Source organism: Streptomyces sp. XY431 (genome assembly GCF_001279805.1).
GTDB classification, from domain to species: domain Bacteria; phylum Actinomycetota; class Actinomycetes; order Streptomycetales; family Streptomycetaceae; genus Kitasatospora; species Kitasatospora purpeofusca.
The window spans coordinates 1-13,876 of record NZ_LGDO01000511.1; the positions used below are offsets into that span (position 1 = coordinate 1).

Sequence of the window (13,876 nt, forward strand, 5' to 3'; positions counted from 1 at the left end):
GGAGGAGAGGGCGAGCGCGGTGCGCAGCTCCTCACGGGCGGCGGACCAGTCGGGCGGGCTGAAGGCACGCATGAGAAACCTCCGAGGGAGAGGCAGGGGTGGGGAGGGGAGTGTCGGTGGAACGTCACCGTGAGCCAGGCCGGGCCGAAGCCGGTTGCTCTGCGGCGCAAGAGGGCAGGAGGCGCCTACTGCCCTGTGACCAGGCATTACTGACGATCCATCGGATCGCATCGGAGGCCGACGCTACAGCAAGAGTTCCCTATGAGGTACCGACTAGCTCAAACATCACCCTCAAGCGGGAAGCCGGGAAGGGAGTGGTGGACCGATCCGGCTGCCAGGCGGCAGACTTGGCGCCATTCACGTAAGGAACGAACGCATGCCGCCACGCCGCCACCCATCCCTCAGGCAACGCCGGCTCGGTGCCGAGCTGCGAAAGATTCGCGAGGCCACGACACTCAGCGGTCCGCAGCTTGCCCGGATCCTCGACATCGACGTGAGTCAGATCAGCCAGATGGAGTCCGGCAGGATCGGCGTCAGCCGCCAGCGCCTGCGCGCCATCACCAACGCCTGCAAGTGCCTCAACGAACCTCTGATCGACGCACTGGGCAACATGACGCAGGATCGGACGAAGGGGTGGTGGGAGGAGTATCGCGGCCTGATCCCCAGCACCTTCCTCGAATCTGCGGAGCATGAGGACTTCGCCGCAGGGACGATCAAGGTCTGGACGTCCCTGTTCCTTCCTGGGCTCCTTCAGACCGGTGACTACGCGAAGGGGATGTTCAACCGAGTCATCCCCCAACTCACCGTTCATGAGATCGATCTGCGGGCCGCCTTCCGAACACAGCGCAGAAGCTTCTTCCTCCGAAATCCTCAGAAGAGGCTAGAGGTCTACCTTCACGAGTCATGCCTGATCACACGCTATGGCGGCGCCGATGTACTGCGGCAGCAGCTCGGGTGCCTGGTTGATGACTCGCTCAGGGACACGATAAGTATCCGCGTGATCCCCTTCAGCGCGGATACCTATCCAGGCCCGATCGAGAGCATCATCTACAGCTTCGGTGAGGTGCCAGAGCTCGATACCATCGAGACGGAGTCCTCGCGGGGACCCTTCTTCTTCGATGCTCCGGGTGAACTTGCGACCTACCGTGCAATCTTCAAGCGCATCGAGAAGTACGCGCTCACAGAGGACGAATCACGCGACCTGATCAGCCGTACAGCCCGAACCTTGTAAGGATCGAGATGAATCAGAGCAACTGGCAGAAGTCTTCCTTCAGCAGCTCAGGCGAATTGTGTGTGGAAGTCCGAACCATGGACGGGCTGGTCGAACTCCGGGAGTCCGATGACGGCGAACTCATACTCCACACCACCGGCGCCACCTTTGCCGAACTCCTCCACGCCATCAAGGCCGGCGAACTTGACCACCACTCCTAACCACCAGCGGCCCTCGCTCGTTTCGAGCGAGGGCCGCTGACAGTCATCCGCAAGGTTCGAGCCCGCCGTCAGTCCCCGGTGGGGCCGAGTACGCGCTCAAGAAACTCCGGCACGGCGCGCTTCACTCCCCCGAACGCCTCATGACCGGCCCGATACCGCTGCCAGCCCACCGGGTGTCCCCACTCAGCCAGCACATCCCTTACCTTCGCGCCGCTCTTCTCCGGAATGATCCAGTCGAACGCACCATGGCCGATCCAGACCGGCAGGTCCACCGCGACCGCCGACCTTCGCGACGCCAGCAGCGGCACCGCCTCGTCCGGGAGGAACGGCGCGTACAGCGCCAGCCCCGCCAGCCGTTGCGGATACCGCAGCGCCAGCACCAGCGCCATCAGCGCCCCCTGCGAGAACCCGGCGACGACCACCCGCCCGGCCCCCACCCTCGCGGTCTCCTCGTCGAGCACGGCCCGCAGCCGCCGTTCGATGGCGAGCACACCGGGCAGCGACGCCGGGCCGGGGTTCTCCAGGGCGAACACATCCTGTTCGAACCAGGCCCGCACCGGGTCGCCGGACACCCGGCCGATCGGCCGCAGCGGCGCCTGCGGGAACACCCCGCGGATGCCCGCCCGGGCCAGGTCCAACCGCTCGGCCACCTCCACCAGGCTCTCCGGGCCCTGGCCGAGGCCGTGCAGCCAGAGAACCGTCGCCCGGTGCCGGCCGACCGGTTCGACCACCTCCACCGGCAGCCGCGCGGCGCCCACCGCGTTCCCGCCGCTCACCGGACCGGGGCCCGACGGGGCTGCGCCGCGCGCTTGAACACCATGGACGCGTACTGCCCACCGAAGCCGAAGGAGTTCTTCAGCACCGTGGCCACCGGCCGCTCCACCGGCGTCAGCGAGGTCTTCACCGCGCAGGCCGGGTCCGGTTCGGTGCAGGTCACCACCGGCGGAACGACGCCCCGCCCGAGGGTGAGCGCCGCCGCCACCGTCTCCACCACCCCCGACGCCGCCGAACCGTGCCCGGTGAGCGACTTCACCGCGCAGACGTCGAGCTCCGCCGTCCGCTCGCCGAACACCCGGTGCAGCGCCCGGGCCTCGGTGATGTCGTTGAGCTTGGTGGAGGTGCCGTGCGCGTTGACGGTGTCGATGTCGTCCGGCGTCAGCCCGGAGCCGGCGATCGCGGTGCGCATCACCCGCTCGACCATGCCGACCTGCGGCGCGGTGATGTGGGTGGTGTCCACCGCCAGGCCCCAGCCGCCGACCACGGCGTGCGCCCCGGCCAGGCCGCGCCGGGCGGCGTGGCCCGCGGTCTCCAGGACCAGCGCCCCGGCCGATTCGTTGATCACCATGCCGGAGCGGCGCTTGTCGAACGGCATCGACGAGAGGGCCGGATCGCCCTTCCAGCGGGACAGCGCCATCAGCTGTCCGTACTGGGAGAGCACGTACTGGGTGTTGCGGGAGACCGAGACCGCCACCACGGCGACCTCCACCCGTCCCAGCCGCAGCAGCCGGACCGCCTCGGCGATCGAGCGCAGGCCGCCGGAGCAGGTGGCCTCCACCCGGGAGGCGATCAGCGGCACGCCCAGCCGTCCGGCGAGTTCGACCGGGAAGGCCGAGTGGTCCGAGGCCTCCGCCGACAGCCGGCGGCCGCGCAGGTTCTCCAGCACCTCGGCCGGGCCGTTGCCGATCCGCCGGTACCGTCGGCCGAGCTCCTGGAAGTGGACCGCGTAGTCCTGCGGGAAGGAGCCGCTCGGCCCCGGCCAGACCCGGGACCAGACCAGTCCGGCGGCCTCGCCGCCGAGCGGGCCGGTGATGCCCGCATCGGTGAGCGCCTGGTCCACGACGCTGTGCAGCAGGGTGTCGCCCCAGGTGCGGTCCGGGGCGCCCCAGCGTTCGGCCACCTCCTTCTTGACGTCCTCCGGGATCAGCCCGGCCGCCCAGCCGCAGGGCAGTCCGCCGAGGTCCATCCGGTCCTCGGCGACCACGCCCGACCGGCCGGCCAGGTTGGCCTCCCAGAAGTCCTCCACGGTCGCGCCGATCGGGGTGACCACACCCATCCCGGTGATCACGATGTCCTCGTCCGTCACAGCTCCTCCTCCCGCCGTGCCTGGTGGTCGCCCGGGTGCCCGGTGACGCCGCCGAGCACCAGGGCCCCGGCCGAGGCGCTGCTCCGGCCGTGGTCGATCCCGGTGATCAGGGCGGTGCCCGGGCCCGGTACCGGACGGGCCTCCCCGGTCACGGTGTCCGGGCCGCCCAGCCGCGGGTCGGGACGGCGCAGCAGACCGACCGGTGGCAGCTGGCCGCGCCGCAGCGACTCGACCGCGAGAGCGGTGTCGATCAGTGCCGAGCACTCCAGGGCAAGGCCCAGGGTGCCCTTGCTGCTGGTCACCGGCACGGCGCCGAGCTGGGGCAGGACGGCCGAGCACTCCTCCCGGTCGGCGGCCGGCGAGCCCGAGCCGTGCGCCCACCAGTGGTCCGGCCGCTCGCCGGCCCGGCGGAGCGCCGCCCGCACCGCCAGGCCGGTCGCGCTCGCCCGGTCGGCGGCGACCACCGTCTCGCAGGCGAGCAGCCGGGCCAGCGCCCGGGGCGCCGGGGCGTCCGCCGGGGCGGCCCGCTCCAGCAGGACGGCGGCGGCGCCCTGGCCGAGCAGCGGTCCGGCCCGTCCTTCGTCGAACGGGCCGCGCCCGGGGGCGGCCTCGGTGCCGATCGGCTCGTCCCGGTCGAAGGAGTGCAGCGCGGTGACCGAGGACGGCGGGGCGACCCCGACCACCAGCACCCGGTCGAGTTCGCCGCTCTCCAGCAACCGCAGCGCGAGCGCCAGCGCGCCCAGGCCGCCGGCCGCCACCTCGCCGTAGGCGGCGACGTTGGAGCCCCGGAAGCCCGTCGCCATGCAGACGAACTGGCCGAGCTGGGAGGGGATGCCGCGGATGTAGGAGTAGTCCGGTACCTCCTCGTAGAGCAGGGTGGCGAGCGGGCGCGGGTCGTCCAGGGCCATCCCGGCGAGCCTGGGCATCACGTCGCCCAGTTCGTCGCCGGTGCTGCCGACGGCCATCACGGTGCCGCCGCGCTCCGGGTCCCCCCAGCCGGGGCTGTCGGGGGCGTCCGGGTCGCGGCCGGCCTGCCGCAGTGCGAGCCGGGCCGCCCCGACCGCCCAGTGGGCGGCCAGGTTGGCGTACTTGCGGTTGTCCACCCAGGCCTTTCCGGACGGCCACTCCACGGCGCCGCGGTCGACCGCGGCCACCGGCCAGGGCAGCGGTCCGGCCGGGCCGAAGAGCGACCGGCCGGCGGCCATCGCGGACCAGAGCTGCTCGGTGCCCAGGCCGGCCGGGGAGATCACCCCGGTTCCGGTCACGATCACGTCGGACATGGCGCGGTCCCCCTTCCCCGCGTCACTCGCCGACCCGGAGCGGGCTGTTCAGGTTGCCCCAGAGCGCGTAGCCGCCGTCCACCGTGATGGTCTGCCCGACAATCCAGGCGGCCTCGTCCAGGCAGAGCATGGCGACCACGTCGGCGCTGTTCTCGGGGGTGGTCATGTGTCCGTCCGGCCACGGGGAGACCGCCTGCTCGTGCCGCACCCCGTGGTTGAAGTCGGGCCGGACGCTGAAGACGCCGGTCTGCACCAGGCCGGGGCGGACGCAGTTGGCGACGATGCCGTGCGGGGCCAGCTCGTAGGAGAGGAAGCGGGTGAGGTTCTCCAGCGCGGCCTTGGCGGCGCCGAGCAGGCCGGCGCGCGGCACGATCCGGGAGGTGGTCGAGTTGGTGATGGTGATGAACCGGGCGCCGGGGCGGCCCTTCATCAGCGGCACCCCGTGCTTGGCCAGCAGCCAGGTGGCCCGGGCGTTGGTGTCCTGGACGAACTGCCACTGGCTGAGGGTGGCGTTCTCCAGCAGGGAGAACTTGGTGGCCGCCGCGTTCTGGACCAGGATGTGCAGGTCCCCGTGGGCCTCGCCGACCTCGGCCAGCAGCTCCTCGGCGGCCGTCGGCTCGGACAGGTCGGCCCGGTGCAGGGTCACCTTGGCCCCGGACTCGGTGAGTTCGGCCGCGAGCTCCTTGGCGGGGCCCTCCCGGTCGACGTAGTTGATCGCCACGGTGGCGCCCCAGGCGGCGAGCTTGCGGCTGATGCCGGCGCCGATGCCGCGCGAGCCGCCGGTGACCAGGGCCACCCGGCCCTCCAGCGGGCGGGGTACCAGCGGACCGGGCCTCGGGGCCGGCGGGGTGTGCGCGGTGTCGTCGGTCATCGTTCTGTCCTCTCGCTGGTCCGGGCGGGGGCGGTGACCGCCCGCGCCGGGTCGGTGTCGGGTCCCGGAGCGGCCGGGTCCGGGGCGGGCTCGAGCGCGACGGCCGCGGCACGGCGCAGCACCACCACGCTCATCCGACCGATCGCGTAGGTGCGGTCGTTGTCGTCGTGCACCCGCCGGGTGGACTCGACCAGCCCGAGCCGGTCGTCGATCTCGACGGACCGGCCGGTGCGGGTGGTGAACCAGAACGGGGTGTCGGGGTAGAGCGGGCGGACGAAGTCCCAGGCCAGGGTCCGCAGGCCGACGACGGCGGCCGGCGAGCCGTGCTGGACCACCCAGCCGGAGGTGATCGAGTGGATGAAGCCGCCGGGCACGATCCGCCGGGTGCGGTCCAGGGCCCGGGCGAAGGCGTCGTCGTCGTGGACGGGGTGCTTCTCGCCCATCAGGTCGAGCAACCGGTCGAGCAGGTCGCCGCCGAAGACCAGCGGACCGAACCGGTGGTCGGGCGCGCCCACCAGGTCCTCCCAGTACTTCACGCCGGCACCCCCGCCCGGCGCGGCCGGGCCCCGGCGGCGGCCCGCATCACCAGCCGGCCGCCGTCCACCGTGAAGGTCTGGCCCTGGATGTAGTCGGCCTCCTCGCCGGCCAGGAAGGCGACCAGGCCGGAGATGTCCTCGGGCAGGCCCCAGCGGGTGCCGGCGCCGTCCGAGCCGAGCCGCTCGGCGACGGCGTCGGTCATCTCGGTGCGCACCTTGCCGGGGGCCACCGTGTTGATCCGGATGCCCTTGCGGCCGACCTCGACGGCCAGCGTCCGGGTGAGCGCCTCCAGCCCGCCCTTGGCGGCGGCGTAGGCGCTCTGGCCGGGGCCGGGGATCCGCACGGAGTTGGACGAGATGTTGACGATCCGGCCCCAGCCCTGGTCGAGCATCAGCGGGAGGACCTCGCGGCAGGCCAGGAAGGGGCCGGTGAGGTTGATCCGGAGCACCCGTTCCCAGTGCGCGGTCGGGGTGGCGGCGACCAGCCGGTCGTCGATCACGGCCGCGTTGTTGACCAGGACGTGCAGCGCGCCCTCCCGCTCGGCGATCCGCTCGACCAGGTCGACGACCTGCTTCTCGTCCGCGACGTCGGCGCGGTGGGCGACCGCCCGGCCGCCGGCCGCCGTGACGGCGGCGACGACGTTCCGGGCGGCCTCCTCGGCCTCGCGGTAGACCAGGTGCACGGTCAGCCCGTCGGCCGCCAGGCGGTGCACGACGGCCGCGCCGATCCCGCGCGAGCCGCCGGTCACCAGGGCGACCCGGCCGGTGCCGGGCGTGGCCCCGGCCCGGTCGGACACGCCGGCCCGCTCAGACACGCTGGGCCGCCGCGACCACGGCCAGGATCGAGCCGACCGTGCGGCGGTGCTCGGCCGCGGTCTCGTTCCAGTTGTCCAGGTCGAAGTCGACGCCGAGCCGGCGGTTGATTTTCCGGGCCAGCTGGAGAAGGTCCAGGGAATCCAGCCCGAGGTCCTCGACCACCGAGTCGGCCGGGGTGATCGACTGTCCTTCCAGTCCGGATTTGACGTCCTTGAGCAGCTCGACCAGGACGTTGAAATCGGCGTTTTCCGTGGGCGACATAATGTCTCCTTCGAGAGTTCCGAAATACCGCTGCGGACGCTGCCAATGCCAACAGACCGGTAAAGCCCACCGCAAGGGCCACTCATCCCGCCGGCGCCGGACAACCGCCTCGGAGGAACGCCGTCCGGACCTCCCTTCGTCCAGGCCAGGGCGGCGGAATCCGTCCCACCGCATTCCGGACGAATTGAATCAACCGCTCCTGACAAGCCCCCGCGGTGGCAACTTCTACAACACCGGGCGATGCAAAGAAGAAGCAAAGGGGATTGACCTTGGGAGAACCCGATGACTACCGTGGTCGCACCCTTACGTGTACCACCCGGAACGTCATTCGAGGCGATTCACGACATCGCATCGCAGTCGGCTGGCCGAACCGGTCGGACCAGGTTCCGGCCATTACCGGGAACGACGGCCGACCGGGCGGCACGCCGTGGGGAGGCGGCAATGGCGCGACGCAAGAAGGCGGTGCCCCCGGCGGCACCGCACTACGAACTGGCCCACTGGCTGCGTGCCCTGCGCGCGGAGTCCGGCCTCACCTACCGGCAGATGGCCGACCGGATCGCCCGCTCGGGGTGCTCGCCGGCCACGCTGTCACGGGCCGACAGCGGCTCCGCCCTGCCCCGGCTGGGGGTGGTCGAGGCGTACGCGGCGGCCTGCGGGGCCTCGGTCCGCGAGGCGCGGCAGCGCTGGGAACGGGCCGCCACCGGTACGGGCACCGCAGCCGCCCGCGCCGAACGGCGGCCGGGCGCGGCACCGGCGGGCGGGCGGGCCCGAAGACTCGAACTGGTCTACGAGCCGGCCCACTTGCTGGAGGCGATGCACCGGCTGCGGCTGGCGGCCGGGCAGCCCTCGCTGCGCGAACTCCAGGAGCGGGCCCGGACCGGCGGGTTCGGGGCGCTGCCGCGCAGCACCCTGGCGGACGTGCTGGCCGGGCTCCGGATGCCGTCGGAACCGCTGCTGGTCACCTACGTCCGCTGCTGCGGCATCCCCGGGGACCGGATCGCCGCCTGGCGCGCGGCCTGGTTCCGGGCGGTCGGCAGTTTCGGGCCGGCCGCGGTACCGGCCGCCGTCGCCCGGGTGCGCTCCCTCCCCCGGCACCGGACCCGCTACGGCGGTCAGGAGGCGGCCGCGGCGGCCGCCTCGGCGTAGAGGGCCGCGACGGTGTGGTCGAAGTAGGCGCTGTAGGAGATGTCGTCGGTGTCGCCGCCCTGCTGGTAGCCGCCGATGGCACCGACGACATGGCCGGTGGCGGTGGAGATCCAGGGTCCGCCGCTGGTGCCGCCGGGGTAGTCCGGGCAGTCGACGACCCGCTGGTAGGCGCTCTGCCGGCCGGTGGTGTTGGTGCACAGCAGGGGCAACTCGCCGCCGGCGGGGTAGCCGTAGAGCCGGACGGCGGTGCCGAAGGGCTCGTCGGTGCCGAGCGTGTTGCCGCCGACCACGTCCTCGACCCGGCGGCCGGCGGCGTCGGCGGCGGTCTCCAGGACCGCGAAGTCCTCGTCCTGGTCGCCGCCGTGGGACCAGCCGGTGGTGGTGTGCACGGCGGTGACCCGCCAGGTCCCGTACGGGGCGCGGCCGTCGCGGTAACCCGGGGCGAAGGTGACGCCGCTCGGGTCGTCGAGGCAGTGGGCGGCGGTGAGCAGCAGGTTCCCGGTGGTGCTGTGCAGCACGCTGGCGGTGCAGAAGTGGTTGCCCGGGCGGACGGTGCCGGTGAACAGGGCGCCGACGGTGGCCGCCTCGGGGGTGGCCGGGGCGGTGGCGGTGGTGCCGAGCGGCCCGTCGGCGGGGGTGGGGGCCGCCGTCGTGGGAGTGGACGCGGGAGTGGACGCGGCCGACTGGGTGGCCGGATCCGGCTCCGACGGCACCGACGGCTCCGACGGCACCGGCGGCTCCGAGGACGCCGACGGCTCCGTCCCGGTGACCGGGACGGCGGCGGGGACGGTGGGCGTGCCCGGGACCGACGGCGCGACGGCGGCCGAAGTGGCCGGGGAGGCGACGGCGGTGGCCCGCGGGGTCAGGCTGTGGGTGCCCACCACCACGACCGCCACGGTGAGGACGGAGAGGGCCGTGGTGACCAGGGTCGGCGCCAGGAGACGGCGGCGGCGGGGGGTACGGCGGCGGTGCTGGCCCATGCTCGGTCGGCTCCTGCCCTGGTCGGCGGCGGTGCGGGGTCGGTCCCGACTATGGCGCCCCGAGCTGGGAGGGTCGTGATGCGTCGCTGGGAACGGCATGAGAATTCAGCCGGTCGCCCCCGTCCGGGAGGTCCGCGGACGGGGGCGACGGAGCGGGTCAGGTGCTCCGCTGTTGCTGGTGGGCCGTGGCCTGGGCCGGTGCCCCGGCGCTCGCCGGGGCCTCGGCCGCGGCGCCGGTCGCCCCGGTGGCCTCGCCCGGCGCGGGCCGGTGGTCGATCATCAGGAAGGCGATCAGCGCGGCCAGCAGCAGGATGCCCATGGCGACCCAGGTGGCGATCACATAGCCGTGCACCGCGCCCTGGGCCTGGACCGCCGGGTCCCCGGCGGTGGTGATCCGGGCGGCGAGCCAGCTCGCGGTGGCGCTGGCCGCGATGGTGTTGAGCAGCGCGGTGCCGAAGGAGCCGCCGACCTGCTGGGCCGAGTTGATGGTGGCCGAGGCGGCGCCGGCCTCGTTCGGCGCGACGCCGAGGGTGGCCAGGCTCATCGACGGCATGAAGATCAGGCCCATGCCGAAGCCGAGCAGCAGTTCGGCGGGCAGCACCATGCCGGCCCAGGGGCTGTCCACCTTCATCTGGGTCAGCCAGGCCATCCCGGCGGCGGCGAGCAGCAGCCCCGGTCCGATCAGGTTGCGGGACGGCACCCTGGTCATCAGCCGGGCCGCGAAGCCGGTGGAGCTGATGACGATGGCCGCCGTCATCGGCAGGAAGGAGACCCCGGACATCACCGGCGAGAAGTGTTTGATGACCTGGAGGTAGTAGGTCAGGAACAGGAACAGGCCGAACATGCCGATCATCGCCAGGCCGACCGAGAGGGCGCCGCCGCCGCGGTTGCGCTCGGCCACGATGTGCAGCGGCAGCAGCGCGTGCGGGGTGCGCTTCTCGACCAGGACGAACACCGCGAGCAGCAGCACGCCGAGGCCCAGCGAGCCGAGCACCAGCCAGTCGCCCCAACCTCGGGTGACGGCCTCGGAGGTGCCGTAGACGATGGCGAGCAGGCCGCCGCAGCCGAGCACGGCGCCGGGCAGGTCGAGCCTGGTCCGGGTGTCCTTGCCGATGTGGTCGCGGGTCAGCACGGAGAACGCCGCGAAGGCGGTGGCGATCGCGATCGGGGTGTTCACGAACAGGCACCAGCGCCAGTTCAGGTACTCGGTGAGCAGGCCGCCGAGGAGCAGGCCGATCGCGGCGCCGCCGCCGGCGATCGCGCCGAAGATGCCGAAGGCGGTGCTCCGCTCCTTGGGATCGGTGAAGGTCGTGGAGAGCAGTCCCAGGGCGGACGGGGCGAGCAGCGCGCCGAAGGCGCCCTGGAGGGCGCGGGCGGCGAAGAGCATGGTCGGGCCACTGGCGGCGCCGCCGATCGCCGAGGCGAGGGCGAAGCCGAGCAGGCCGATGGTGAAGACGCGCTTGCGGCCGAAGAGGTCGCCGAGCCGGCCGCCGAGGAGCAGGAGTCCGCCGAAGGCCAGCGTGTAGGCGGTGATCACCCACTGCCGGTCGGCGTCCGAGATCCCGAGATCCTTCTGGGCCGACGGGAGGGCGATGTTCACGATGGTGATGTCGAGGACGATCATCAGCTGGGCGATGGCGATGACCGCCAGGGCCCACCAGCGGCGGGAGTCCGCCGTTCCATGACCGGTGGCAGCTTGGGCTTGGGAGGACACTGGGGGAGCCTTTCCGGAGGGGAGCGGAGAGGTCACGCAGTCGCCTTCAAGCCAAACTCGCCTCGCGGCGAATGGCAAGGAAAAAGCTCACCAAATCGGTTGAAATGGGACCAAAGAACCAGATCGACCGGGACCGCGGCCCGAGTGGCCCGAGGTCCCGGGACCGTGCCCGGGACCTCGCGCCACAGACGCGCCCTAGAGCACGGACAGCTCCGCGACCAGGTCGTCCAGGCCCAGCGAGCCCTGCGACAGCGCCGCCATGTGCCAGGCCTTGAGGTCGAACACCTCGCCGCGCGCCTCGTGCGCCGCCCTGGCCGCCGCCCGCCCGCGCAGCCAGGCCCGCTCGCCCAGCTTGTAGCCGATCGCCTGGCCGGGCAGGCCCAGGTAGCGGACCAGCTCGCTGTCCAGGAAGTCGGCGGACAGCCCGCAGTAGCGGCCGAAGAACTCACGGGCGGCGTCCGGCTCGACCCGCTCCCCCGGGCGGTACGGCGAGTCGGCCGGGAAGTCCAGGCCGGCGTGCATGCCGATGTCGACGATCACCCGCAGCGCCCGCATCATCTGCGCGTTGAGGTAGCCGAGCCGGTGGCCCGGGTCGGTGAGGTAGCCGAGCTCGTCCATCAGGCGCTCGGCGTACAGGGCCCAGCCCTCCAGGTTGGCGCTCACCCCGCCGAGGCTGACCTGGTAGGTGGAGAGCCGGTCCGCGACGTAGTTCCACTGCGCGAGCTGCAGGTGGTGGCCGGGGACGCCCTCGTGGTACCAGGTCGAGACGAGGTCCCACTCCGGGAAGCGCTCGCGGCCGAGGGTGGGCAGCCAGGTCCGGCCCGGGCGGCTGAAGTCCAGCGAGGGGGCCGTGTAGTACGGCGCGGCGGCGCTGCCGGCCGGGGCGATCCGGGACTCGACCCGGGTGATCGGCTCGGCCAGGTCGAAGTGGATGCCCTGGAGGTCGGCGATCGCGCCGTCCATCAGCCCCTGGAGGAACTCACGGGCGGCCTCGGCGCCGAACCGCGCGGGGCCGTCGGTCTCCAGCCACTTCATCGCCTGCATCGGGTCGGCGCCCGGCTTCACCTTCTCGGCCTCGGTGCGCATCTGGGCCAGCAGGTCGTGGAACTCCTGCCAGGCCCAGGCGTAGGCCTCGTCCAGGTCGAGGTCGGCGCCGGTCCAGTAGCGCACCCAGCGGCCGTAGCGCTCGCGGCCGACGGTGTCCGGGGCGTCGGCGGCGGCCGGGCCGTAGACCTCGCCCAGCCAGTCGCGCAGGGACACCAGGCCCTCGGCGGCGGCCGTCGCGTGGCCGGACAGCTCCGCGCGCAGCGACTCGGGACCCTCCCGGACCAGGTCGCCGAACCAGCCGCCCGGGGTGTCGCCGGCCAGCCACTCGCCGAGCTGGCCGATCACCGTGGTCACCTGGCGGGGGCCGGAGAGCAGGCCGCGGGCGATGCCCTCGGCGAGGGTCGCGCGGTACCCGGTGAGCGCCTCCGGCACCCGGGCGAGGCGGCGGCCGAGGATGCCCCACTGCTCCTCGGTGTCGGTGGGCATGAGGGTGAAGACGTCACGGAGGTTGTGCAGCGGCGAGCCCAGGTTGTGGACGGCCCGGAACCGCTCGCCCGCGTCGTGGACGGCGAGTTCGGCGACGAGCCGCTCGCGCAGCAGGCGGGCGCAGCGCCGTTCGGCCTCGTCCCGGGCGGCGTCGGCCGTGGCGGCCTGGTCGAGTGCCGCCTCGGCCTCGTCGAGCCGGGCCAGGGTGGAGCGCCCGAGGTCCGCGATCGCCTCGGCCCCGGCCGGGGAGAGGTCGGGGAGGCGGTCGTCCTCGGGGTTCAGGCCCAGGTACACCGCGGTCAGCGGGTCGAGCTCGGCGAGGTCCCGCACATAGGCGTCGGCGACACGGCGGGGGGTGGTGCCGTCGGAGCTGATCAGTTCAACCATCCGGACATCATTTCGTGGCACGCGCCGTTTGCAAGCCCCTACCCGGTGGCATGGACCGGCCAATTGGATCCCTCCGGCGCGGGCTCACCCGCCCGAGCGATGCCGCCGCCGGTGCCGCAGCACCCGGCCCGGGTCCCACCGGGACCGTCCGTATGCGAAGCGGAAGAAGCCGAGACCGATCAGCACGGCGCTGAAGTGCCCGAGGTCCGTGAACGTGTGCGAGACCACCAGGGGCACCAGGTAGAAGACGACGACCCCGGTGCCGTAGAGCCACCGCCAGCCGCCCGCGAACCGGTAGGTGAGCACCGCGACCACCCCCGCCAGCGCGTAGGAGACCCCGACGTCCACCGTCTCGGCCATGCTCCGCTGCAGGGTCCCCCGGACGATCCCCCAGGCGACCACGCCCTCGCTCACCAGGGTCGCCAGCACATGCGCGGTCGCGGCCACCACGAACCAGCGCGCGGTGCCCAGCCAGCGCTCGGCGTTGGCGTGGAACACGGTGAACAGCACCGCGTACAGCGGCCAGCTGGACGTCTCGGTCCACAGCGCGCTGGCCACCAGGGCGTGCACCGGACGCGAGCGCAGCTGCTCCAGATTGGTCGAGCGGGCAGCCAGGAACCAGTCCAGGGTGTGCTGGTCCATCCGGGCCACCACCAGGCTGGTGACCCCCAGCACGAGCAGCCACAGGTACGTCCCCGGCGCCGAGCGCACCCACGCCAGGAGCGCCCCGCGCAGGCTTCGCGCGCGGGGCGGCCGTTCCAGCGTGTGCGCCATCCGGCGGGCCTCCTCGGCAGGGCGGCGGAATGCGTCCCATCCTCGGCCGGGGGCCGCTGGAGCG

Annotated in this window: 14 protein-coding genes; 3 read left to right on the forward strand and 11 right to left on the reverse strand. The window is 72.9% G+C overall.

All coding sequences use genetic code 11. The annotated features are described in order from the left end of the window. The first annotated feature begins 376 nt into the window (after window positions 1-376). Together ADK60_RS37735 and ADK60_RS37740 are read left to right on the forward strand one after the other, a co-directional pair. Window positions 377-1,231 (forward strand): helix-turn-helix domain-containing protein, encoded by an 855-nt coding sequence (locus ADK60_RS37735; protein ID WP_053651325.1) that lies wholly within the window; start codon window positions 377-379, stop codon window positions 1,229-1,231. An 8-nt stretch (window positions 1,232-1,239) separates the two neighbouring features. Beyond that, on the forward strand, window positions 1,240-1,431 hold the full coding sequence (locus ADK60_RS37740) for a DUF397 domain-containing protein (RefSeq protein ID WP_053651326.1): 192 nt from the start codon (window positions 1,240-1,242) through the stop codon (window positions 1,429-1,431). 68 nt (window positions 1,432-1,499) lie between these two features. Here ADK60_RS37740 and ADK60_RS37745 read toward each other — a convergent pair whose 3' ends face one another. The 7 genes from ADK60_RS37745 to ADK60_RS45405 are packed head-to-tail and all read right to left on the reverse strand — an operon-like array spanning window position 1,500 to window position 7,278. Beyond that, the gene (locus tag ADK60_RS37745; RefSeq protein ID WP_159400739.1) at window positions 1,500-2,207 is read right to left on the reverse strand and encodes an alpha/beta hydrolase; all 708 of its coding nucleotides are present in this window, start codon (window positions 2,205-2,207) and stop codon (window positions 1,500-1,502) included. Next, window positions 2,204-3,514, reverse strand: coding sequence for a beta-ketoacyl-[acyl-carrier-protein] synthase family protein (locus tag ADK60_RS37750; protein ID WP_053651328.1), 1,311 nt, complete (start codon window positions 3,512-3,514; stop codon window positions 2,204-2,206). Before ADK60_RS37750 ends, ADK60_RS37745 begins: the two co-directional genes overlap by 4 nt. Beyond that, on the reverse strand, window positions 3,511-4,794 hold the full coding sequence (locus tag ADK60_RS37755; protein ID WP_053651329.1) for a beta-ketoacyl synthase N-terminal-like domain-containing protein: 1,284 nt from the start codon (window positions 4,792-4,794) through the stop codon (window positions 3,511-3,513). The genes ADK60_RS37750 and ADK60_RS37755 overlap by 4 nt, the downstream gene beginning before the upstream one ends. Window positions 4,795-4,816: 22 nt before the next feature. After that, the gene (locus ADK60_RS37760; protein ID WP_052709643.1) at window positions 4,817-5,665 is read right to left on the reverse strand and encodes an SDR family NAD(P)-dependent oxidoreductase; all 849 of its coding nucleotides are present in this window, start codon (window positions 5,663-5,665) and stop codon (window positions 4,817-4,819) included. After that, window positions 5,662-6,201, reverse strand: a complete 540-nt coding sequence (locus ADK60_RS37765) for a MaoC family dehydratase (protein ID WP_045944166.1) — start codon at window positions 6,199-6,201, stop codon at window positions 5,662-5,664. The genes ADK60_RS37760 and ADK60_RS37765 overlap by 4 nt, the downstream gene beginning before the upstream one ends. Next, window positions 6,198-7,016 (reverse strand): SDR family NAD(P)-dependent oxidoreductase, encoded by an 819-nt coding sequence (locus ADK60_RS37770; RefSeq protein ID WP_199839853.1) that lies wholly within the window; start codon window positions 7,014-7,016, stop codon window positions 6,198-6,200. Before ADK60_RS37770 ends, ADK60_RS37765 begins: the two co-directional genes overlap by 4 nt. Further along, window positions 7,009-7,278, reverse strand: coding sequence for a phosphopantetheine-binding protein (locus ADK60_RS45405; protein WP_045944164.1), 270 nt, complete (start codon window positions 7,276-7,278; stop codon window positions 7,009-7,011). Before ADK60_RS45405 ends, ADK60_RS37770 begins: the two co-directional genes overlap by 8 nt. Window positions 7,279-7,719: 441 nt before the next feature. Here ADK60_RS45405 and ADK60_RS45410 point away from each other — a divergent pair, with 441 nt between their 5' ends. Further along, a complete protein-coding gene (locus tag ADK60_RS45410) occupies window positions 7,720-8,424 on the forward strand; it encodes a helix-turn-helix domain-containing protein (RefSeq protein ID WP_045944163.1) in 705 nt (234 codons plus the stop codon). On the opposite strand, the gene ADK60_RS37785 is transcribed toward ADK60_RS45410, so the two are convergent. The 4 genes from ADK60_RS37785 to ADK60_RS37800 all read right to left on the reverse strand — a co-directional run bounded on the left by ADK60_RS37785 (window position 8,391) and on the right by ADK60_RS37800 (window position 13,812). Continuing rightward, window positions 8,391-9,404, reverse strand: coding sequence for a trypsin-like serine peptidase (locus tag ADK60_RS37785; protein ID WP_159400740.1), 1,014 nt, complete (start codon window positions 9,402-9,404; stop codon window positions 8,391-8,393). The genes ADK60_RS45410 and ADK60_RS37785 overlap by 34 nt on opposite strands. A gap of 157 nt (window positions 9,405-9,561) precedes the next feature. After that, a complete protein-coding gene (locus ADK60_RS37790; RefSeq protein WP_234371461.1) occupies window positions 9,562-11,028 on the reverse strand; it encodes a DHA2 family efflux MFS transporter permease subunit in 1,467 nt (488 codons plus the stop codon). A gap of 285 nt (window positions 11,029-11,313) precedes the next feature. Next, window positions 11,314-13,038, reverse strand: coding sequence for a DUF885 domain-containing protein (locus ADK60_RS37795; protein ID WP_053651332.1), 1,725 nt, complete (start codon window positions 13,036-13,038; stop codon window positions 11,314-11,316). An 84-nt stretch (window positions 13,039-13,122) separates the two neighbouring features. Then, window positions 13,123-13,812 (reverse strand): rhomboid-like protein, encoded by a 690-nt coding sequence (locus ADK60_RS37800; protein WP_053651333.1) that lies wholly within the window; start codon window positions 13,810-13,812, stop codon window positions 13,123-13,125. Window positions 13,813-13,876: the final 64 nt, after the last annotated feature.